The 23,016-nt window shown below is 70.1% G+C and carries 15 protein-coding genes and 1 pseudogene; 12 read left to right on the top strand and 4 right to left on the bottom strand.

All coding sequences use genetic code 11. From position 1 onward, the window contains the following. Window positions 1-57: 57 nt before the first annotated feature. The 3 genes and pseudogenes from ACWDUM_RS20385 to ACWDUM_RS20375 form a co-directional block, all read right to left on the bottom strand. Window positions 58-405 (bottom strand): UBP-type zinc finger domain-containing protein, encoded by a 348-nt coding sequence (locus tag ACWDUM_RS20385; protein ID WP_450135345.1) that lies wholly within the window; start codon window positions 403-405, stop codon window positions 58-60. Beyond that, window positions 398-1,831 (bottom strand): ATP-binding protein, encoded by a 1,434-nt coding sequence (locus tag ACWDUM_RS20380; protein WP_450135344.1) that lies wholly within the window; start codon window positions 1,829-1,831, stop codon window positions 398-400. The genes ACWDUM_RS20385 and ACWDUM_RS20380 overlap by 8 nt, the downstream gene beginning before the upstream one ends. Next, window positions 1,828-3,308: pseudogene (locus tag ACWDUM_RS20375) on the bottom strand (FAD-dependent oxidoreductase). The gene ACWDUM_RS20380 and the pseudogene ACWDUM_RS20375 overlap by 4 nt, the downstream one beginning before the upstream one ends. A 119-nt stretch (window positions 3,309-3,427) precedes the next feature. Between ACWDUM_RS20375 and ACWDUM_RS20370 the strand changes: the two are divergent. Next, window positions 3,428-4,102, top strand: a complete 675-nt coding sequence (locus ACWDUM_RS20370; RefSeq protein WP_450135343.1) for a hypothetical protein — start codon at window positions 3,428-3,430, stop codon at window positions 4,100-4,102. A 97-nt stretch (window positions 4,103-4,199) separates the two neighbouring features. On the opposite strand, the gene ACWDUM_RS20365 is transcribed toward ACWDUM_RS20370, so the two are convergent. After that, complete coding sequence (locus ACWDUM_RS20365; RefSeq protein WP_450135342.1) at window positions 4,200-4,385, bottom strand: hypothetical protein; 186 nt, start codon at window positions 4,383-4,385, stop codon at window positions 4,200-4,202. A 196-nt stretch (window positions 4,386-4,581) separates the two neighbouring features. Here ACWDUM_RS20365 and ACWDUM_RS20360 point away from each other — a divergent pair, with 196 nt between their 5' ends. The 11 genes from ACWDUM_RS20360 to ACWDUM_RS20310 all read left to right on the top strand — a co-directional run bounded on the left by ACWDUM_RS20360 (window position 4,582) and on the right by ACWDUM_RS20310 (window position 22,928). After that, window positions 4,582-4,929 carry a YidH family protein gene (locus tag ACWDUM_RS20360; RefSeq protein ID WP_450135341.1) on the top strand — a complete coding sequence of 116 codons (348 nt, stop codon included), beginning with the start codon at window positions 4,582-4,584 and terminating at the stop codon, window positions 4,927-4,929. 207 nt (window positions 4,930-5,136) lie between these two features. Further along, window positions 5,137-7,635 (top strand): nitrite reductase large subunit NirB, encoded by a 2,499-nt coding sequence (gene nirB / locus ACWDUM_RS20355; RefSeq protein WP_450135340.1) that lies wholly within the window; start codon window positions 5,137-5,139, stop codon window positions 7,633-7,635. Further along, complete coding sequence (locus ACWDUM_RS20350; protein WP_450116667.1) at window positions 7,632-7,952, top strand: Rieske (2Fe-2S) protein; 321 nt, start codon at window positions 7,632-7,634, stop codon at window positions 7,950-7,952. Before nirB ends, ACWDUM_RS20350 begins: the two co-directional genes overlap by 4 nt. Before the next feature lie 47 nt (window positions 7,953-7,999). Then, window positions 8,000-11,701, top strand: coding sequence for a nitrate reductase subunit alpha (locus ACWDUM_RS20345; protein WP_450135339.1), 3,702 nt, complete (start codon window positions 8,000-8,002; stop codon window positions 11,699-11,701). Between the two features lies 1 nt (window position 11,702). Next, the gene (gene narH, locus ACWDUM_RS20340; protein ID WP_450135338.1) at window positions 11,703-13,334 is read left to right on the top strand and encodes a nitrate reductase subunit beta; all 1,632 of its coding nucleotides are present in this window, start codon (window positions 11,703-11,705) and stop codon (window positions 13,332-13,334) included. Further along, window positions 13,334-14,041, top strand: coding sequence for a nitrate reductase molybdenum cofactor assembly chaperone (gene narJ, locus ACWDUM_RS20335; RefSeq protein WP_450135337.1), 708 nt, complete (start codon window positions 13,334-13,336; stop codon window positions 14,039-14,041). The genes narH and narJ overlap by 1 nt, the downstream gene beginning before the upstream one ends. Beyond that, window positions 14,038-14,772 (top strand): respiratory nitrate reductase subunit gamma, encoded by a 735-nt coding sequence (gene narI / locus ACWDUM_RS20330; protein ID WP_450135336.1) that lies wholly within the window; start codon window positions 14,038-14,040, stop codon window positions 14,770-14,772. Before narJ ends, narI begins: the two co-directional genes overlap by 4 nt. A 219-nt stretch (window positions 14,773-14,991) precedes the next feature. Further along, window positions 14,992-15,723 carry an MspA family porin gene (locus ACWDUM_RS20325; protein WP_450135335.1) on the top strand — a complete coding sequence of 244 codons (732 nt, stop codon included), beginning with the start codon at window positions 14,992-14,994 and terminating at the stop codon, window positions 15,721-15,723. 209 nt (window positions 15,724-15,932) lie between these two features. Further along, complete coding sequence (locus ACWDUM_RS20320; protein WP_450135674.1) at window positions 15,933-17,393, top strand: TIGR02677 family protein; 1,461 nt, start codon at window positions 15,933-15,935, stop codon at window positions 17,391-17,393. Further along, window positions 17,390-18,760, top strand: a complete 1,371-nt coding sequence (locus ACWDUM_RS20315) for a TIGR02678 family protein (RefSeq protein WP_450135334.1) — start codon at window positions 17,390-17,392, stop codon at window positions 18,758-18,760. Before ACWDUM_RS20320 ends, ACWDUM_RS20315 begins: the two co-directional genes overlap by 4 nt. 13 nt (window positions 18,761-18,773) lie before the next feature. Next, a complete protein-coding gene (locus ACWDUM_RS20310) occupies window positions 18,774-22,928 on the top strand; it encodes a TIGR02680 family protein (protein WP_450135333.1) in 4,155 nt (1,384 codons plus the stop codon). The last annotated feature ends 88 nt before the right edge of the window (window positions 22,929-23,016 follow it).

Here is a 23,016-nt window from a genome sequence, read left to right as displayed (position 1 = left end):
GACGGGATCCCGGCAGCCTCGTCGGGAATGGCGAACCACCCGCGGTACCGGTCGGCGCTAGTGGACGCGGCCCTCCCAGTCGTCGGGCACCCGGCCTGCCGGCCCCGGAACCGGCTGGTCGGTCGGGTGGTGCCGGGGCGGGGCGAGGTCGGGGCCGTCGTACATCTGCTCGGTCCGATAGTCGAAGAACCAGTCCTCTCCCGGCTCGAAACTCTGGATGAACCGGTGCCCCGTCGCCGCGGCGTGTGCGCTGGCGTGCCGCGCGGGTGACGAGTCGCAGCATCCGATGTGACCGCACTGCGCGCATCTGCGCAGATGAAACCACCATCCCCCGTCGGCGTCGCACTCCGCACAGCCCGGCCCACTCGGGGGCACGTCAGGGTCGATCCCCTCGATCTCAGCCATCGTGATCTCCTTCCGGCGCGGTCAGCGGAATGCGGACCACGAACTCGGTGTGCCCCGGCCGTGACTCCACACGGATGTCGCCTTGGTGCTTGTCGACGATTCGCCACGAGATGTCGAGCCCGAGCCCGGTGCCCTCCCCGACCCCCTTGGTGGTGAAGAACGGCTCGAAGATGCGGCCGCGGATGTCCTCCGGGATACCGGTCCCCGTGTCCCCGATCCCCACGGCCAGGTGGTCGCCGTCCCGGTGGGTGCGGACGGTGAGGGTGCCGCCGCCGCCCATCGCACCGACGGCGTTGTCGATGAGGTTCGTCCAGACCTGGTTGAGTTCGGCGGCATACGCCGGGACGCGCGGCAGACCGCGGTCGTACTCCTTGACGACCTCGATGTCGTCGCCGATCTTGCGGGCGAGCATCACCAGAGTGCTGTCGAGCAGTTCGTGCACGTCCACGACCTGGAACGGGGCGCGGTCCATCTGCGAGTACTGTTTGGCGGCACCGACGAGAGCCGTGATCCGAGAGGTGGAGTCCGCGATCTCGTCCATCAGCAGTTCGGTCTCGACCGTGTAGTTCAGCCAGGTGACGGCCCCGGGGAGGACGTCCGCCTCGACCGCGGCCGCGACCCGCTCGAGCCAGTCGACGGCGAGCCCGGCCTGCACGAAGGTCGGCGCGAGAGTCCAGCCGCCCGCGATGCCGTGATCCTCGAGCCATTCGCCGAGCACGTCCTCGCGGTCCGCCGCCTCGAGGGGGCTCAGCACCGGGGCCTTCGCGACCAGGTCGACGGCCTCTCCCTGGATCCCGATCAGCGCGTGGAGGGTTGCGGGTTCGTACGTGCCCGAGGCGATCATCCCGAGCTTGTGTCGCATCCCGGCGACCCGGTCCCGCAACGAGGACGTCGCCCGGACCGCGGCCGCGGCCGGGTTGTTCAGCTCGTGTGTCAGCCCGGCGGAGAGCGAACCGAGCGCGAGCAGCCGCTCCCGCTGGTCGAGGATCTCGCGGGAGCTCTGGTTGCCGAAGAAGAGCCCCTCGAGCAGGTGCAGCGCCATCGGGAACCACTCCGCCATGAAGTGTGCGAAATCCTTCGCGTCGAGGACGAAGAAGGTGGACCGTTCGGTGACCGTCATCGAGCCGCTGTAGACCTGCGGTACCCGGTCGCCCATGTAGGCGGTCCACGCGCCCGCGTACGCCCCTCGGTGGGAGGTGCGCACCATCTCCACGTCCTGTCCGCCCGAGAGCTTCGTCAACACGACCACCCCCTCGACGAGGACGTAGAAGCAGGTCGCCGGGTCGCCCTCGCGGTACACCGGGCCCGGCTCGATCACCTCGACCCGCCCGGCGCGGCACAACTGCCCGAGCTGATCGTCGTCGAGCTTCTCGAAGAGGAACAGCGTGCGCAGTTCCTCCGGCGAGCAGATCGGCCGCGCGTTCACGGCTTCGCCAGGTATCGGTGCACCAGCATCACGGCCATGGCGCCTTCCCCCACCGCCGACGCCACCCGCTTCGCGGAGTCGGCGCGCACGTCGCCGGCTGCGAACACCCCGGGAACGCTGGTCTCCAGATGCTCCGGCAGGCGTTCGAGTGCCCAGCCGCGTGGCGGTTTGCCGTCGACCACCAGGTCCGGGCCGGACACGACGTAGCCGTGGTCGTCGCGCACCACGACGCCGTCGAGCCAGTCGGTGCGCGGCGCGGCCCCGATGAACAGGAAAAGCCAATGTGCGTCGACGATCTCGTCGCGGCCGGTGGTGTTGTCACGCAACGTGATCCGATCCAGGTGGTCGGCACCCTCGACGCCGACCACCTCGGTGCAGGCCCGGACCGTGATCCTCGGGTTCTGCCGGATCTGCCCGATCAGATAGTGCGACATCGAGTCGTCCAGAGACCGCGCCCGCACCACGATGGTGACCGACCGGGCGCCCCGGGCGAGGTGGACCGCTGCCTGCCCCGCCGAGTTGGCCCCGCCGACGATGTACACGTCCTGCCCGCTGCATCGCGCGGCCTCCGTCACCGCGGACCCGTAATACACACCGCGGCCGGTGAATTCGGCGAGACCGGGGGCCGCCAGCTGCCGATAGGAGACGCCGGTCGCGAGGATCACGGTGTGCCCGTCCAGCGATGCGCCGTCCGCGAACCGGACGGTGCGCGCGGATCCGTTCACCTCCAGGGCAACGACGTCGCGCGTGGTGATCACCTCGGCACCGAACTTGGCGGCCTGCCTGCGCGCCCGGTCCGCGAGCTGGGCACCGGACAGTCCGTCGGGAAAGCCGAGATAGTTCTCTATCCGGGAGCTCTGCCCGGCCTGGCCGCCGGTGGCCGTACGCTCGATCAGCACGGTGCGCAGGCCCTCGGACGCGCCGTACACGGCCGCGCCGAGCCCGGCGGGCCCGCCCCCGATGACGACGAGATCGTAGAAGTCGGACGGGCCAGGAACTCCCGCACCTCCGACGACCGTGCCGACCACCGGTGTCCGACCACCCTGGTCTCCGTCACCGGCCTGCGGTCGGACGTCACCCAGGCGTCGAGCAGGGCGTCGAGCACGGGATAGAGCTTCTCCTCGGGAGGATCCCACGGCTTGAGCAGGTAGTGGTCCAGGTCGACGACGTTGATCGCGTCGATCGCGGCGTCGGTGTCGGCGTAGGCGGTGAGCAGGACCCGTTTCGCGGCGGGGTACAGATCCATGCCGCTCTCGAGGAACTCGATACCGCTCATCCCCGGCATCCGCTGGTCTGCGACCAGAACTGCGACCGGGTCGCCGCGCAAGTTCATCTCCTTGAGCGCATCCAGGGCCTCGCCCCCCGACTGCGCCCGGATGATCCGGTACTTCTCCCCGTAGCGTTTGCGCAGGTCCCTGGCGATGGCGCGCGAAACCCTCGGGTCGTCGTCGACGCTGAGAATCGCAGGCTGTGCCATCGGTCTCCCCTCCGTAGCGGCCGCTGCGCCTTCGTATCGAGTATGCCGCCGATGTCGATGCCGCGCGGCGCGTGAACGGATGCCTGGTGCCGCGGCGGGACTTCGGCGACCATTGATCCATGGCCGATACGCGGGGCGAGGCCGCGGCCGGTCGGCTGCGGACGCCACGCGCAGCCGCGGTCGCCGGCGTCGTGTTCGGTGTCCTGTTCGCAGCCAGCATCGCCCTGCTGCGCACGGCGATACCCGGCGCGACCGGCGGACCGTGGTTACACCACCGGTCACAGATCACCTTCGCCCTGATCCTGGCCCCCTTCGCGAGTATCGCCTTCCTGTGGTTCATCGGCGTCGTCCGGGACAGGTTCGGGGAACTCGAGGACCGGTTCTTCGCGACCGTCTTCCTCGGCAGCGGACTGCTGTTTCTCGCGACGATGTTCGTGTCGATGGCCCTCGCGGGCGGGCTACTCGCGGTGTCCGCGGAGTCGACCCCGCCGTCCGACGGGCTGGTGTATTTCGGACGGGAGGTGATGCTGCACGTCAACAACGTCTACGGCGTGCGCATGGCGGCGGTGTTCATGATCTCCCTCGGCACCATCTGGCTGCGCACCGGACTGATGCCGCGATGGCTGGCTATCTCCACCTACCTGTTCGCGGTGCTTCTGTTGGTGGTCGTGAGCTTCAACCTCTGGGTGACCCTGGTGTTCCCGGCGTGGGTCGTGGTGATCAGCGCCTACATTCTCGCCACGGACCGGGCTCGATCGAGCATCCCGACCGACTCTCACCGTGAGGACCGGTGAGGAGCGCGCGTCACTCACACCGGTATCTCGCGGGCGCAATCGCGCGGCGGGAATCGGTTTGTGGCGGTGGAGAATCCGTCAGACTTCGGTCCGGGTCTCAGATGCACCAGACGAGGGCGGCGGACCCGACGGGGACCGAGAAGCAGAGGGCAACCGACCCGAGGGCCGGGGTCGCGGCCGTACTCGCCGACGCGACGGGAGGTACGAGAACGCCGAGCGAGAGGGTGACGGCGGTCGCGGCGAGAACAGGGGCAATCTTCGTGGACATGATCTTGGTGGACATGGTGCGAACCTTCGAGCGAAAGTAGGGGCTTCGAGCCGACTCGCGGCTCCCATTCATCCTCCGCCCGTCACCGTCGACAGCGCAACGGCCACTCCCCTGCCTCGCGGGCGGGAAATCGAGCGCTCCGGGAGGCGTTACCGGACGACAGCACGCCACGGATACCGGACAATGAGGGAACGGGGGCTCGGGAGGGCGCATGATCCGCAACATCTTCGGTCCCGCTCAGCCGAACACCGGGAGCACCGCTCGCGACCACCTCGCGAACGAGCGCACCTATCTCGCGTGGCACCGAACCGGGATCAGCGTCGCCGCACTCGGCGTGGCGGTCGCCAAGTTCGCACCGAACCGCGGCGGCCACGCCGTGGCCGCCGGAATCATCCTGATCGCGGCGGGGCTGCTGGTGTCCCTGTACGGCACCTTCCGATACCGGGCCATCAGCCGGCAGATCGAGTCCGGTGAATTCGCACCGGCCACGTTCACCGCGATCGTCACCTCGACCATCGTCACCCTGCTCGCCCTCGTCGCGGTGGTGGTCCTGCTCTGACCCCGGCCCTGCCCGCCGACGGGCCGCCATCTCCCCCAGGTCCTTCGATCCACACTCGAAGACTCGCTGTCGCGGGTGTCGCCGACCCGGTGAGTCCACCCGATGACAGAACCCTGACAGCGTGCCCTCCGCTCAGGTGAGCAGTTCCTGATTGCCGCGTAACGTCCCGGCAGCCATCGCGTCACCACGGCGCCGCACCCTCGTTGCATGGCGAGCACAGGTGACGTGAAGAGGCGACTGCTGGTGATCGGCAACGGCATGGCCGGCGCCCGCACCGTCGAGGAGATCCTCGCGCGCGGCGGCCGGGACATGTTCGACATCACCATGATCGGCGACGAGCCGTACGGCAACTACAACCGCATCATGCTCTCCCACGTCCTCGCAGGTGAGGCGGCCGCGGACGGCGACGACATCATCCTCAACCCGATGAGCTGGTACCGCGAGAACGGCGTCACCCTGTACGCGGGCGACCGGGCGGTGCGGCTGGACCGGTTCGCCAAGACCGTCACCTGCGAGAGCGACCGCGTCGTCGACTACGACATCCTCGTCGTCGCGACCGGGTCGAACACCTTCTTCCCGAACATGGACGGTCTGCGCGAAGCGGACGGACGGCTCGGCCGCGGCGTGTTCGGATTTCGCACCATCGCGGACACCAACGGGATGCTGCAGATGGCGCAGTCCCGGGACGGGGTCACCGCGGTCGTGATCGGCGGCGGACTGCTCGGACTCGAAGCCGCATACGGGCTGCGCACCCAGGGACTGGCCGTCAACGTCGTGCACTCCCCCGGTCACCTGATGAACCAGCAGCTCGACGAGCGCGGCGGCGAGGTGCTGCGCGCGAAGATCGAGGGCCTCGGAGTGGGTGTGCACACCGCCATGCGCACCACCGCGGTGCTGCGTGACCCGTTCGGCGCGGTGACCGGGGTGGCGTTCACCGACGGCACCAGCCTGCCGGCCGACATGGTGGTCGTCACGGCGGGCATCCGCCCGAACACCGAACTGGCCCGCGCCGGCGGCCTCGTCGTCGAACGGGGCATCGTCGTCGACGACCAGATGCGCTGCGAGGACGAGGGTTCGGTGTTCGCCGTCGGCGAGTGCGCCCAGCACCGCGGCGAACTGTACGGTCTCGTCGCGCCCGTCTGGGAACAGGCCGTGGTCCTCGCCGAACACCTCACCGGCGCGAATCCCGAAGCGGCGTACCGGGGTTCGTCGTCGACCACCAAGCTCAAGGTCGCCGGACTCGACGTCGCCGCGATGGGCGTCAAGGGACCGGAACTCGACGGCGACGAGTTCGTCCAGTTCTACGACTCCCGCACCGGCGTGTACAAGAACGTGGTGGTGCGCGACGGCAAGCTCGTCGGTGCCACGCTGATGGGTGAGACCGGCAAGGCCGCGCTGCTGACCCAGGTGTTCGACGGCAAGGTGGAGCTGCCCGAGGACCGGCTCTCGCTGCTGTTCGACCTCGCCGGAACCGCCGGCGCCACGGCCGCCGCGGATCTGCCCGACGACGCGCAGGTGTGCAACTGCAACGGCGTCACCAAGGGGGATCTGGTGGCGTGCCTGCATTCCGGCGCGCAGACGCTGACCGAGGTGTGCGCGAAGACCCGGGCAGGCAAGGGCTGCGGCTCGTGCAAGGCCCTGGTCGCGGACATCGTCGCCTGCGCCGCGGGCGGGGACCTGAAGGCGGATCCGGCGGCCGACTGGTACGTGCCGTGCATCCCCATGACGAAGGCGGAACTGATCGCCGCGATCCGCGAGCGGGACCTGCGCGCGGTGTCACGGGTGTTCGCGGAGCTCGCCGAGGGTGGCGTCGAGGTCGCGACCGCGAAGATGCCCCTCGCATCCCTGCTGCGGACGATCTGGGGTCCGGACTGGGTGGACGAGCGCGGCGCCCTGTTCATCAACGACCGGGTGCACGCGAACATCCAGCGTGACGGCACCTTCTCGGTGGTCCCGCAGATGAAGGGCGGTGTCACCACACCCGACCAGCTGCGGCGCATCGCCGATGTCGCCGACAGGTACGCGGTGCCGCTGGTCAAGGTCACCGGTGGTCAGCGCATCGACCTGCTCGGCATCAAGAAGGAGGACCTGCCGAAGGTGTGGGGTGATCTGGACATGCCGTCCGGCTACGCCTACGGCAAGAGCATGCGAACCGTGAAAACGTGTGTCGGCAGCGACTTCTGCCGGTTCGGGCTCGGCGACTCCACGAACCTCGGCATCGCGCTCGAGGAACGGTTCCAGGGGCTGGAGACCCCGGCGAAACTCAAGCTCGCCGTTGCCGGGTGCCCCCGCAACTGCTCGGAGGCCCTGTGCAAGGACCTCGGTGTCGTCGCCGTCGGGGACGGCCGCTGGGAGGTCTACATCGGCGGCGCCGCCGGCGCGCACATCCGCAAGGGCGATCTGCTCGCCACCGTCGACTCGGCCGCCGCGGTGGTCGAGCTCGCGGGCCGGTTCATCCAGCACTACCGCGAGGACGCGAAGTGGCTCGAACGCACCTACGACTGGGTGCCACGGGTCGGCCTGGAACGACTGCAGGCGTTGTTGATTCGAGACGAGGAGGGCATCGTGAACGGACTGGACGAGAGGATGGCGATCGCGGTCGCGGGGTACCGGGACCCGTGGCGCGAGCGCAGCGCGCCGAAGTCGGCCGCACAGTTCCAGCCGTCGCTCCCCCTGCTGCCGCTTCCCCAGGTGCCGGTCCGATGACGGCGCTGACCGACCGCGAGGTGGCGGTGGGGCAGGTCTCGGACCTCACCCCGGGCGAGGGCCGGACGTACGTGGTCGACGGCAGGCAGATCGCGGTGTTCCTGCTGGCCGACGGCACGGTGCGCGCGATGGACGCGGTGTGCCCGCACCGGGCGGGGCCGCTCGCCGACGGCCAGATCGACGGCGCCGTCGTGACCTGCCCGCTGCACCAGTACGCCTTCCGCTTCGACACCGGGGCCTGCACAACCGACACCGTCGCACCGGTCCGGGTGTACCCGGCCGAGGTGCGGGACGGGGCCGTCCTCGTCCGGATCTGATGGACACCCCACCTGCACTGTCGCACTTCACCTTTCGAGAGGCTCATATGTCCCAGACCACCGGCAAACTGGACGCGGACGCGCTCCTGCGGTTCGGCAAGCACTTCCAGCGCGGCGAGGCGTCGGCCGACCTGCGCACCCTGCACCAGATCGGCGGCCGCACCTCCGACGACTTCTACCGGGACCGGATGTCCTACGACAAGGTGGTGCGCTCCACGCACGGTGTCAACTGCACCGGGTCCTGCTCGTGGAAGATCTACGTCAAGGACGGGGTCATCACCTGGGAGGCGCAACAGACGGACTACCCGTCGATCGGGCCGGACAAGCCGGAGTACGAGCCGCGTGGCTGCCCCCGAGGCGCGTCGTTCTCCTGGTACACGTATTCGCCGTCGCGGGTGCGCTACCCGTACGTGCGCGGCGTGCTCCTCGAGATGTACCGCGACGCCAAGGCACGCCTCAAGGACCCGGTCCTGGCGTGGGCGGACATCGCCGACGATCCGGAGAAGTCGAAGACCTACAAGGCCGCACGGGGCAAGGGCGGCTTCGTGCGCGCCGAGTGGTGGGAGGCCGCGGAAATCGTCGCGGCCGCCCACGTGCACACCATCAAGCGGTACGGCCCGGACCGGGTCGCCGGGTTCTCGCCGATCCCGGCGATGTCGATGGTCAGCCACGCGATCGGCGCCCGGTTCATCTCGCTGCTCGGCGGCGCGATGCTCTCGTTCTACGACTGGTACGCCGACCTGCCGGAGGCGTCGCCGCAGGTGTTCGGCGACCAGACCGATGTCCCCGAGTCCGCGGACTGGTTCGACGCCGGCTACCTGATCATGTGGGGCTCGAACGTGCCCGTCACCCGGACCCCGGACGCGCACTACATGACCGAGGCCCGCTACCGCGGCCAGAAGGTCGTCGTCGTCTCCCCCGACTACGCCGACAACACGAAGTTCGCCGACCAATGGCTGCCCGCCCGGCCCGGCACCGACGGCGCGCTGGCGATGGCGATGGGACACGTGATCCTCACCGAGTTCTTCGTCCGCAAGCAGGTCCCCCGCTTCCTCGACTACGTCAAGGCGTACACCGACCTGCCGTACCTGGTGACACTGGAACCGCGCACGCCCGATGCGACGACCAACGGTCACGGCCCGTCGTGTGTGCCCGGCAAGTTCCTCACCGCCGCCGACCTCGGTCACACGGGTGAGGGGGTCGAGTTCAAGACCGTGCTCCTCGACTCCGCGACCGGCGAACCGGTCGTCCCCAACGGCTCCCTCGGCGACCGGTTCACCGAATCCGGCAAGGGCAGGTGGAACCTCGACCTCGACGGAGTCGACCCCGTCCTCAGCCTCCACGGCAGCACCGACACCGCCCTGATCGACCTCCCCCGTTACGACACCAACACTCCCGGCGTCCTGCACCGCGGCGTGCCCGTACGCACGGTCGCAGGCCGACTGGTCACCACCGTGTTCGACCTGATGCTCGCCCAGTACGGTGTCGCCCGCGACGGGCTTCCCGGCACCTGGCCGTCCGGCTACGACGACGCCGACGAGCCGTACACCCCGGCCTGGCAGGAGGGCATCACCGGCGTCCCCGCGGCGTCGGCGGCGCGGGTCGCGCGCGAGTTCGCCGACAACGCCGACCGGTCCGGCGGCCGGTCGATGATCCTGATGGGCGCGGGCACCAATCACTGGTTCCACTCCGACCAGATCTACCGGTCGTTCCTCACGCTGACCCTGCTCACCGGCTGCCAGGGCGTGAACGGCGGCGGGTGGGCGCACTACGTCGGGCAGGAGAAGTGCCGGCCCGTCACCGGCTGGTCCACCCTCGCGTTCGGCTCCGACTGGGCCCGGCCCGCGCGACAGATGCAGGGCACCGTGTTCTGGTACCTGGCCACCGACCAGTGGCGCTACGACCCGTTCACGTCCGAGGCGATGGCGTCGCCGCTCGCGAGCGGCGCGTTCGCCGGCCGCACCGCCGCCGACAACATCGCGCTCGCGTCGCGGCTCGGGTGGATGCCGAGCTACCCGACGTTCAATCGCAATCCGCTCGATCTCGCCGATGAGGCGGCCCGGCTGGGCAAGGACGCCGCCGAGCACGTCGTCGACGGACTCAAGACCGGGCACCTGCAGTTCGCGGTGGAGGACCCGGACGCACCGGAGAACTTCCCCCGCACCCTGATCGTGTGGCGCTCGAACCTGCTCGGCTCGTCCGCGAAGGGCAACGAGTACTTCCTGCAGCACCTCCTCGGGGCCGGGTCGAACCTGCGGGCGTCCGATTCGACGGGCGTGCACCCGGAGGAGCTGGTGTGGCGGGACGAGGCGCCGAACGGCAAGCTGGACCTGCTGACCACGCTGGACTTCCGGATGACCAGCACCACCCTGTTCTCGGACGTGGTGCTGCCCGCGGCGACCTGGTACGAGAAGCACGACCTGTCGTCCACCGACATGCACCCCTTCGTGCACGCGTTCTCGCCGGCGATCTCGCCGCCGTGGGAGTCGAAAACCGATTTCGAGGCCTTCCACCGGATCGCGCGCGGGTTCAGCTGGCTCGCCGAGAAGCACCTGGGCACCCGGCGCGACATCGTCGCCGTCCCCCTGCTGCACGACACCGTCGACGCGACCGCGCAACCCGGCGGCAAGGTCCTGGACTGGAAACGCGGCGAGTGCGAACCGATTCCGGGCAAGACGATGCCGAAGCTGGTGGTGGTCGAACGCGACTACACCACGATCGCCGAGAAGATGGGCGCGCTCGGCCCGCTGGTCGAGGAACTCGGCCTGACGACGAAGGGCGTCACCACACATCCGACCGAGGAGGTCGAGTACCTGCGCGCCGTCAACGGCACCGCCCTGTCCGGTGTCGCGGCGGGTCGGCCGTCGCTGGCGAAGGACCGGCACGCCGCGGAGGCGATCCTCGCGCTGTCCGGCACCACCAACGGCAGGCTCGCCACCCAGGGTTTCGAACACCTGCAGGAACGCACCGGCACCCAGCTCGTCGACCTGGCGGCGGAGAACGAGGGCACCCGGATCCGGTTCTCCGACACCCAGGCCCGACCGGTACCCGTGATCACGTCGCCGGAGTGGTCGGGCAGCGAGACCGGTGGCCGCCGCTACTCGCCGTTCACGATCAACACCGAACGGCTCAAGCCGTGGCACACCCTGACCGGTCGGCAGCACTTCTACCTCGACCACGACTGGATGGCCGAACTCGGCGAACAGCTGCCGATCTTCCGCCCGCCGCTGGACATGACGGCGCTGTTCGCGGAGCCCGCGGTCGGCGAGACACACGGCAACGGCGTGGGCGGCAGCGTCACGGTCCGCTACCTCACCCCGCACTCCAAGTGGTCGATCCACTCCGCGTACCAGGACAACCTGCACATGCTCACCCTGTCCCGGGGCGGCCAGACGATCTGGATGTCCGACGTGGACGCCGCGAAGATCGGGGTCGCCGACAACGACTGGATCGAAGCGACCAACCGCAACGGGATCGTCGTGGCCCGCGCGATCGTCAGCCACCGGATGCCCGAGGGAACCGTGTTCATGTACCACGCCCAGGACCGGGCGGTGGACGTGCCGCGCACCGAACGCACCGGCAAGCGCGGCGGCATCCACAACGCGCTGACCCGCGTGATGATCAAACCGTCCCACCTGATCGGTGGCTACGCGCAGCAGTCGTTCGCCCTGAACTACCACGGCCCCACCGGAAATCAGCGCGACGAGGTCACCACGATCCGCCGCCGCGACCAGGAAGTGACGTACTGACATGAGGGTTATGGCGCAGATGGCCATGGTGATGAACCTGGACAAGTGCATCGGCTGTCACACCTGCAGCGTCACCTGCAAGCAGGCGTGGACCAACCGTGGCGGCGTGGAGTACGCGTGGTTCAACAACGTGGAAACCCGCCCCGGACAGGGCTATCCGCGGCAGTACCAGGACCAGGAGAAGTGGAAGGGCGGCTGGACGCTGAACAAGCGCGGCAAGCTGACCCTGAAGTCGGGATCGCGGTTCAAGCGGCTGCTGAACATCTTCGCGAACCCGGACCTGCCGACGATCACCGACTACTACGAGCCGTGGACGTACGACTACGACAACCTGCTCGCATCGGCGCCGATGGACACCACCCCGGTGGCCCGGCCGAAGTCACTGCTCACCGGCGAGGACACCAAGGTCACCTGGGGCGCGAACTGGGACGACGACCTCGGCTCCGGTCCGGACCAGGTCGGCCGGGACCCGCTGCTGGCCAAGGTGTCCGACAAGGTCAAGCTCGAGTTCGAGCAGACGTTCATGTTCTACCTGCCGCGAATCTGCGAGCACTGCCTCAACCCGGCGTGCGCGGCGTCCTGCCCGTCCGGCGCGATCTACAAGCGGTCCGAGGACGGCATCGTCCTCGTCGACCAGGACAAGTGCCGCGGCTGGCGGCAGTGCGTCACCGGCTGCCCGTACAAGAAGATCTACTTCAACCACAAGACCGGCAAGGCCGAGAAGTGCACGTTCTGCTACCCGCGGATCGAGGTCGGGATCCCGACCATCTGCTCGGAGACGTGCGTCGGCCGGCTCCGCTACATCGGGGTGATGCTCTACGACGCCGATGCCGTGCTCGATGCGGCGTCGGTCACCGAGAACGAGGACCTCTACCCGTCGCAGCTGGGGGTGTTCCTCAATCCGCACGACCCGCGGGTGGTCGCCGAGGCCGAGCGGGCGGGCATCTCCGCCGAGTTCATCGAGGCCGCGCAGAGTTCGCCCGTCTACAAGCTGATCGTGGACTACCAGGTGGCATTGCCGCTGCATCCTGAGTACCGGACCATGCCGATGGTCTGGTACATCCCGCCGCTGTCCCCGATGGTCGAGGCACTGTCGGACACCGGGCACGACGGCGAGTCCGCCGACAACCTGTTCGGCGCCATCGACTCGCTGCGGATCCCGATCGAGTACCTGGCCGAACTGTTCACCGCCGGCGAGATCGGACCGGTCCGGGCCTCGTTGCAGCGGCTCGCCGCGATGCGCGCGCACATGCGTCAGGTGAACCTCGGCGAGTCGATCCGTCCGGAGGTCGCGGCGGCGGTCCGGTTGACGCCGGACGAGCTGACGGCGATGTACCGGCTGCTCGCGCTGGCCAAGTACGAGGACCGGTACGTGATCCCGACGGGGGCGGGTTCCGACGCGCACCGGCTCGACGCCCTGGCCACCGGGTGCAGCCTCGACGACGACGGCGGCCCGGGGATGGGCGGGCCGGGCATGACCGCCCTCGACGTCGTCGCCGACAAGTTCCACCTCGTCGGGGAGGACTCCAACGGTGCGGCGCCGGAGAACAAGGAACGGCGAATCAACCTCCTCAACTGGGACGGACGCAGCACGGAGGGCCTCGTCCCTGCCGGCTCGCGGGAGGATTCGTGATGGGAGTGCTCGGCATGCGGCGGTCGCGGCGGGCCGCTCCGGTCGCGGATTCGATGTCCGAGACCCAGCAGCGCCTGGTGTGGCGGATCGCGGCCCTGGTCCTCGACTATCCACACCAGTCGACGCTGGATCTGCTCGACGACCTGCGTGCCGCGGCTTCCGACCTTCCCGCACCGGCGGGCGAGGGCCTGTGCGCCTGCATCGACCACATGCGCGAACAGGACCCGATCGCGCTGGCGGCCCGCTACGTCGAAACGTTCGACCTGCGCCGGCGGTCGAGCCTGCACCTGTCGTACTACGCATACGGCGACACCAGGAACCGGGGAATGGCGCTGCTGCGCTTCAAGACCGCGTACCGCAATGCGGGCCTCGAACTCGGCGACCACGAACTGCCGGACTTCCTGCCGGTGGTTCTCGAGTTCGCGGCCACCGCCGACCCGGCGCGCGGCCTGCGACTGCTGATCAACCACCGCGCCGTCGTCGAGGTGCTGCGACTGTCCCTGCACGACGGTGGATCCGCGTACGCGAGCGTGCTGGACGCGCTGTGCGCGACGCTGCCCGACCTCGACACCGACGACCGTGCGCAGGTGGTCAAGCTCGCGGCCGAGGGTCCGCCCGAGGACACCGTGGGGCTCGACACGTATGCACTCGATCCGGCGCTGCACCCGCACATCGACGACTACCCCCCGATCGGAGTTCCCCGTTGAGCACGCTGCTCTGGCTGACCCTCCCGTACATCGCCCTGACCTCGTTCGTGGTGGGCCATGTGTGGCGGTACCGCAAGGACCAGTTCGGCTGGACCACCCGCTCGTCGCAGATGTACGAGTCGCGGCTGCTTCGCCTGGGCAGTCCCCTGTTCCACTTCGGCATTCTCGCGGTGCTCGCCGGCCACGTCGGCGGTGTCCTCATTCCGGCGAGCTGGACGGCGGCGCTGGGCATTTCGGACACGCTGTACCACGTGGCCGCGGTCGGGATGGGGGTTCCCGCCGGTCTCGCGACCGTGGCCGGACTGGCCATCCTGGTCTACCGGCGGATCACCGTTCCGAGCGTGCGCAAGGCGAGCAGCACCAGCGACAAGATCATGTACGTGCTGTTCGTCGCGGTGATCGCCACCGGCATGTACAACACCCTCGGCGAGAACCTGGTCCTCGGCCACTACGACTACCGGTCGACGGTGTCTCCGTGGTTCCGCAGCCTTTTCTCGCTGAACCCGCAGCCGGATCTGATGGTCGGCGTCCCGTGGAGCTTCCAGCTGCACGGTCTGACCGTGCTGGCGCTGCTGGCGATCTGGCCGTACACCCGCCTGGTCCACGTGTTCAGCGCCCCGCTGGGATACCTGGGCAGGCCGTACGTCGTCTACCGCAGCAAGGATCCGAAGCGGCCCGGAGGCAATCGCTACGACCGCGCCTGGGAAACCGCGAACCGCAGTCGTGCCTGAACCGATCTCCTCGCGAGCCAATTCCTGAGCACGGTTGCACGTGAACATGGTTGCGCGAGAACGTGCATCATTCGTGAACACCATGTATCGACCCACGAGAAATCGCCGCATTGTGCAGTGTAATCCACTAGCGTCTGCAGTGGATCGGGATATCAGCGCCCAGCCGGTGACCGGGCACGAGCACGTGACCTGGTAACGACCTAACGGATGAGGTATTTCATGACCGAGATTCGCAGGGCCCGTCGTTCTCAGCAGGCCTCCACGTCGGGGGGACACCGGCGTACGCATTCGAAGAAGGCGCTCGCGGTCGCCGGGGTCGCAGCACTCGGCCTCACGCTCGGTACGGGCACGGCGGGAGCCGTCGTGAACAACGCCAGCAGCATCATCGACGCGCAGAACAACACCATCGAGGTCAGCCAGGGTGACACGCAGATCACCTCTGTGCCTCCGCTGGACAGCTCACCGCTCAGCCGGGAGTTCTTCCACAGCGGATACGCGGAGGCCAGGATCACCGGCCCCGGGGCCGATGCGATGGAGGGCAGCAAGCTCTCGTTCGGCTACCAGGTCGGGTATCCGATCGCGCTGACCGGCGCCACGATCCAACTGAACACGCCCGCACTCGGCTTCGAAGTCGAGGGCACCAACGGCCTCGCACTCACCAACCTGCTCACCGCCCCCGACCTCGACCTCGCGGTCGGAGGCAGGGCCGAACTGCTCGGCGACATCATCCCGCAGCAGAACTTCACGTTCGATCTGCAGCCGGGTGGCATCACCGACGTCCCGATCGTCGACGCCAAGGAGTTCAGCGGACCGGGCGCGAAGATCCGAATCAGCGGCGTCCACGGCAGCGTCTCCGGCGCGATCGGTCCGGTCACCCTGCGGCCGTACGCGCGACTGGAGACCGCGTCCGGCGACATCGTCATGACATACGGAGCACCCGTCCCCGTCTGATCCCTCCTGCGCCTGCGGCGCCCGCGCACGACGTCCACCCGACAGCGGTGGATATCACGCGCGGGCGCCGCTCGCGTTCGGCCGGTCGGCTAGGTGACCCGGTCCCGCTCCCCTACCCTGTCACGGTGAACGATTCCGGTCCGGCACCCGACGCAGGAGACGCGTTCGCGAACCGAGGCGAGACGGACGACTTCGCCTTGGGCGACCGGCTGCGGCTGTTCGCGTTCGCGACCGCGGAGAAGCGCATCGACTACCGCTGGGTACTGCGCGCGTTCGACCACGCCCGGGCGAACTACGTGGTGCTGCTGCACGCCGGTGAGGTCGAGCAGACGCTGAACCGGCTCGGCCACTCCGCGCTGAAGTCCCCCGACATCGCGCCGCTCCTGGACCAGCTGCACCAGTGGGGTGTGCTCGAACGCAGCTACGACGGATCGCGGGCGGCGACGCTCGCCGAGTACCGCAACCGGCACTTCGTCTACCAGTTCAGCCGGCTCGGATACCAGGCGTTCCGCGCCGTCGAGGACGTGATCGGCGCCCGCCTCGACGAGGCGGCCCTGTCCCGGCTGGCGCTGCCCGACCTGCTCGCCGACCTGCACGAACTGGCCGACGCGAACCGCGTCGGTGACAGCGACCTGATCTACCGCAAGCTGCGGCGCCTCGACGACACGCTCTCGGACATGGCGACGCGCGCCGCGCAGTTCTATCTCACGCTCGGGGACCTGGTCCGCACCACCGAGATCACGCCCGAGGAGTTCCTCGTCCACAAGGACGCGCTGCTGACCCACATGCGTGAGTTCAGTTCCGATCTGGCCCGGTACGCACCGAAGCTCGCGGCGGCGATCGCGGCCGTCGAGTCGACGGGAGTGCCGGCACTGCTGGCCCGCGCGGCGACGAGCGACGAGCGCCTGTTCCTGTCCGTCGCCGACCGGGAAGCCGACTGGGCGTCCCGGTGGGCCGGCCTGACGCAGTGGTTCGTCGCCCCCGCCGGCGGTGACGGCCACTCCCATGGCGGGCTCAGCGAGTCCGACCGGTTGCGGGAGGGCACGATGAGCGCGATCGCGGCGGTGCTGTCGTTGCTGCGCCGCGTGACCGAGACCCGGCGCGGTGGCGTCAGCCGGGAGAGCCAGCTGCGGCACCTGGCCGGCTGGTTCGCCGCCGCCCCCACCGAGGACTCCGCGCACGCCCTGTTCCAGGCGGTGTTCGACCTCGGCCGGCCGCGGCACCTGTCCACCGTGCACCCGGACGCGGACATCATCCCGGACTCGCGGTCGTGGTGGGAGGCGCCACCGGTGGAGATCTCCCGCACCCTCGCCGAGACCGGCCGGGACGCCGCGGTCGGGGCGCCGAGCCGCCTGCAACGCAACGACGCGAGCATCCGCCGGTTGCGCGACGCCCAGCTCGCCGCGCAGCGGGCCCGGGCGGAGGCCGCGCGTTCCCTCGCCGCGGGCGGTGCGTACGACCGCACGCTCGACGACGAGGAGACCGAGGTGCTGCTGAGCCTGCTGACCGCCGCACTGACGGCACGGGTGCCGGTCAGCGGCACCGTCCGCAGTTCGACGGGATCGGCGAACGGCGTCCGGCTGACCCTCGAGCCCCACGAGGTGTCGACGACGGTGCAGACCACGCGCGGACGCCTGCACCTGGACCGGCTGCGGGTGAGTGTGCGGTGAGGGCACGCGAGATCTCCCCGCTGATGATCGAGTCGTACCAGCGGGCGGCCCGGGTGGTGCTGGCCAATCATCTGGTCACGACCACCTATCCCGACCCGCTGGCGCTGCCGCTGGTGCGCCGATGGGCCACCGAACTGCGCGACGACCTGCTCGAGCTGTTCGGGTACCGGCTCGAGATCACCGAGACCACCGCGCGCCTGTTCACCGCCGCGGACCGCCTCGACGCGACGATGCCTGCCCGCACCGCCAACGGGCGCCCCTTCGACCGTCGTCGCTACGCCTATCTGGCGTTGGCGCTCGCCGCACTCGGACGGGCGGGCAACCAGATCACCCTCTCCGAACTCGCCGACCACGTCGCCGCGGAGGCCACACAGGTGCCGTCGGTGGAACTGTCCACCGAACGGGCCGCGGACCGGGACGCGTTCGTCGACGCCGCAGGCTGGCTGTCCGCCCGCGGGGCGATCGCCATCGCGGACGGCGACGCCGCCGGCTGGGCGTCGAATCCCGAAGCGGGAGAAGCGCTCTACGACATCAACCGCTCTGTGGTGGTGGCGTTGTTCCGGCCGCCACGGGCACTGCAGCACCTGTCCTCGGTCCGGGGCCTGCTCGCCACGCCGACCGAGGAGTCCGCGACCCGCGAGACCGCACGCCGGGTGCGCCGGGCACTGGTCCAGCAGCCGGTCGTGTACGCGGACGATCTCGACGACGACGAGCGCCTGCAGCTGGCGTTGCCGCGCACCGCCGCCGACGTCGAGCTGCTCACCGGGCTGGTCGCCGAGCGCCGTGCGGAGGGCATCGCCCTGATCGACGCGTCCGGCAGGCTCTCGGACGTCCGGTTCCCCGGCACGGGCACGATCGCGCAGGTGGCGCTCCTGCTGGCCGGAGAGATCGCGGACCGGATCCTCGACGTCGACGCCCCCGAACCGCTGCGGCTCCCGGTCCCGATGGCCCGGACCGCGGATCTGGTCACCCAGCTCGACTCGGCGATTCCGCAGGCGAGCCTGCTCCCCGAGCTCAGCGACGCGGCGCCCGACCCGGCCCCGGCTGCCCCGGTATCGGCGCCGATCGAACCGGCGCTGTACCCGTTCGTCGAGGACAGCTGGATCGAGACCGCCGTGACGGACCTCGTCGAGCGCTTCGGGCGGACGTTCGCCGCGCAGTGGCAGGCCGACACCGCCGGGTTGCGGCGGCGCGCCGTGGACCTGCTCGACGGCCAGCGGCTGGTGCACATCGTCGCCGGCGGGGTGCTCGTGCTGCCGGCACTGGCCCGCTACCGCGGTGTCACGGTGACGGTGCGCGAGCGTGCCCCCGAACTCGACCTGTCCACCGATCCCGTCCCGACCCCGGTCGTTTCCACCGAGAAGTAGAGGCTGATTACGCATGGCGAGTGCGCGTTTCCGACCGACCCGCGCGGGGATCGTCAACCTGTGGGACTACCGGGACCAGGAGTTCTCGTTCGCCGACGGCCGTCTCGTGCTCCGCGGCCCCAACGGTTCCGGCAAGACGAAGGCACTCGAGGTCCTGTTCCCGTTCGTCCTCGACGGCCGCATCGAACCGCGCCGGCTGAACCCGTTCGCCGGCGAGGAACGGACGATGAAGTCGAACCTGCTCTACCGCGGCGACGACAGCGCCCACTCGTACGTGTGGATGGAGTTCGCCCGCGGCAACGACGACGACCCGGAGGCGGTGACCGTCGGGATCGGCATGCGCGCGACCCGGCAGAACGACAAGGTCACCCGCTGGCACTTCGTCGCCGACGGCCGCGTCGGCGTCGACTTCTCGCTCATCGGGGCCGGTGACCAGCCGCTGACCAAGAAGCAGCTCGCCGAACAGATCGGCGGCGACGCGATCACGGACCGTCCGGTGGACTACCGGGCGGCGATCGACGCGCGCCTGTTCGGGCTCGGTGCGCAGCGCTACGACCAGCTGATCACCCTGATCCTGACGCTGCGCCGACCGCAGCTGGCGAAGAACCTCGACCCGAAGGGCCTGTCGCAGGCGCTGACCGACGGCCTGCGCCCGCTCGACGACCATCTGGTGGTCGAGGCGGCGCGCTCGTTCAGCGACATGGAGGAGGTCGGCCGGGCCCTCGAGGGGCTCACCGAGGCGGATCAGGCGACCCGATCGTTCGTCGGGGTGTACACGAAGTACCTGCGGCAGCAGGCCCGCACGGATGTCGAACAGGTGTCGCGGCGGCTGGAGACGGTCGACGCCGCCGTGACCGCCGTCGGGGACACCGCCGTCGCGCAGACCCGACGGCAGCAGGAACGGGTCGAGGCCGAGGAGCGCGCCACCGCGGCCGAACGAGCCCTCGACCTCGCCCGCGCGGAACTCGAGACCCTGCAGCGGTCCAGCGCCTACGAGGGCAAGCAGCAACTCGACGACCTCGGTGCCGCCGTCGCGGACCTGCGCAGGTCCACCGAGCAGCAGGCCGACAAGGCCCGCAAGGCACAGGCCAGCCTCGCCCAGCGGGCGGAGGAATCCGCCCAGTCCACGACCCGGGTCGAGCAGGCCACCCACGCGCTCTCCCGCGCCGAGGACGACCTGCAGGCCGCCGCCGTGGATGCCGGCATCGAGTGGGCCGCGCTGCCCGACACCGCCCGAGGCGACCAGATCACCTCCGCGGTGCGCGGCCACGCCGAGGAGCGCTCCGGGGACGTGCGGGCCGTGCGCGACGCGATGGTCGGCGTCGAGAAGGCCACCACCGAGCGAACACGCGCCGAGCGGGCCGCGGATCGGGGCCGGGAACTGCTCGAGGCGTCGACCACGGCGGTCACCGAGGCCGCGGCGGCGGCGAAACTCGCGCGCAGCGAGTGCGAGACCACGATCCGCCGGTGGTGGACGGCCCACTCGTCGCTGTACGCGACGGTCGGGGTCTCGAGCGATCTGTTCGTCGCGCTGCACGAGTCGGTCCAGACGATCGGCGACGACGAGGGCGTCGGCTTCCCCGAGTTGCTCGCCGACCACGTCACCGACCCCCTCGACACCGTCCGCGCGCGCCGGTCGCGGGCCGAGTCCGAAGCCGCGGAGTCCGCGGCCCTCGCCGCCGATCTCACGGCGGACCGGGCCCGCGTCGCCGCCGAGCACGACGACGCGCCGCCGCCGCACCCGGAACGCACCGGCGATCGCGACGGCCTGCCCGGCGCGCCGTTCTGGCGGCTGGTCCGCTTCGCCGACGGCGTCCCCGCCGCGGACGCCGCCGGCCTCGAATCCGCACTCGCGGCCGCGAACCTGCTCGACGGCTGGGTGCTGCCCGCGGACGGTCCGCTGCCCGCGCACGATTCCGAACTGTTCCTGGCGCCGCTGCCCGCGGGCAACCGGCCGGAGGGCGCCACACTCGCCGACGTCCTCGTCCCGGAACCGGACACCGCCGTGCCCGAGGAGCGGGTGGCGGCGCTACTGGCTTCCATTGCGCTGCACACCCATTCGGACTCGCTCGTGGCGGTCGGCTCCGACGGAGGGTTCCGGCAGGGCATCCAGCTCGGCCGGCACACCAAGCCCGACGCCGAGTACATCGGCGCCACCGCGCGGCAGCGGCGCCGCGAGTTGCGCATCGCCGAACTCGACGCGGCGATCGAGCAGGCGCACCGGCGGCGGCAGGACGCGCTCGCCGAGCAGTCCGCCGCCGCGGACCGGTACGCATCGCTCGTCGCCGCCGGAAAGGCACTGCCCCGCGCCACCGGCGTGCTCGCCGCGCTGCGTTCGGTCGCGGAGGCGGCGGGTGCGCTCCGCACCCGGCAGGAGGCCGCGACGACTGTCCAGCGTGAACTGGACCAGGCGATCGCCGACCTCGCCACTCAGGACCGCAGACTCCGCGAGACCGCCGCCCGGCACCGGGTCGGCGACCCGGCGCGGGACCTCGACGCCCTCGCCGCAGCGATCCGCCATTTCGAGAAGCAGGGCGACCTCGTCGTCCGCTGCCGGCGCGACCGGGAGAAGGAACACGAGCGGCTGCGCGAGGCCGAGGACCGGCACGCCGAGGCCCGGGACGTCGCCGAGGAGTTCGCGGAAGAGACGGTGGCCCAGCAGGAGAAGCTCGAACAGCAGGTGCAGCGGCTCGAGACCCTGCGGGAGGCGCTCGGCGCGAGCGCCGAGGACATCGACGCCGAGATCGAACGTGCTCGCGCCCGGATCGACGCGTGCACCGCCGAGCAGCGCGCGGCCCGCAAGGCACACGAGGCGGCCGTGGTGGCGATCGGCAAGGCGGAGGGCGCACACGGCGCCGCGGTCGAGTCGCTGCGCGGTGCGGTGACCGAGACCCGCTCGGACGCACAGCGTCTGGCTCCGTATGCGCGCCGTGACCTCCTCGAACTGCTCGGTGTCGAGGGCTCCCACGCGTGGCCCGCCTCGGATGCCGCGTGGCTGACCAGCGACCAGCTGGTGTACCGGATCCAGACCGATGCCGATCAGCCCGCCCCGGTGGTGCCTGCCGAGGTCTCCGCCCTGCACGAGGCCCTCGAGGCCGCCACCGCAGGCGTCAAGGTGTCCGAGGCCGCGGGTAAGTCGACCCGCTCCGCCCTCACCGGAGCGCTCCAGGACTTCGACGCGCGCCTCGCCGCCGCCGGCCAGGACTACCGACTGCGCTGGGACGCAGACGGTTTGACCACCGTCACCGTCCAGCACGACGAGGGGCACTCCTCGATCGGCGCCTTCGCGGCCATGATCGCCGCGCGCCGCGACGACCAGCAGCAACTGCTCACCGAGTCCGAACGCCGGATCCTCGAGGACGCGCTGCTGACCGGGCTGGCGCAGCAGATCCACGAACGCACCGTCGACGCTCGCGACCTGATCGCGCAGATGTCCGCGGAGATGCGCGGCCGGCGCATGTCGTCGGGCAACACGATCGGTGTGCACTGGGTCCTCGCCGACAACCTCGACGACAGCGCCCGCGCGGTGTCCAAGCTCCTCGACCGCGACGCGTCCGCGCTCGGCCCAGACGAACTGGCCACCATCCGTGGGCATTTCGCCGCCCGGATCCGGGCGCTGCGCGCCGCGCATCCGGAGCGGGCCTACCCGGAGATCCTCACCGAGGCGCTGGACTACCGGCGCTGGCGAGTGTTCTCGTTCAGCCTGATCGCCGGCGACGGCACCGAGGAGAAGCTCACCGTCGCCCGGCACGGTGCGCTGTCGGGCGGCGAGCAGTCGGTGTCGCTGCACCTGCCGCTGTTCGCGGCCGCGCACGTGATGCTCTCGTCGGCGGATCCGCATGCCCCGCGCCTGCTCGGTCTGGACGAGGCGTTCGCCGGCGTCGACGACAACGGCCGCAGCGAACTGCTCGGGCTGAGCGTCCAGTTCGACCTGGACCTGTTCATGACCGGCTACGACCTGTGGGTCACCTACGCCGGCGTGCCGGGGTGCGCGCACTACGACCTGTCCCACTCGACGCCCGAGCACTCGGTCAGCGCAACGCTGATGGTGTGGGACGGCGGCACCCTGCTGTCCGAGCACGACGGCACCGACCTCGCCCGCGCACTCGGATCCCCGCTCCGGCGGCGAGCGCTCGAGCCGGGCGGGCTGGACCTGGCGGGGGTGTGAGCCGGAACCGGCTGTTATATTGGCGCCCATGGACATCGAGGTCGACAGAATCTAGCCACCGAACTGCCGGTGGCTTTCACGCGAAGAG

The sequence above is a fragment of the Rhodococcus sp. NPDC003322 genome (assembly GCF_053589555.1).
This window is presented reverse-complemented; position numbering and strand designations above follow the sequence as displayed.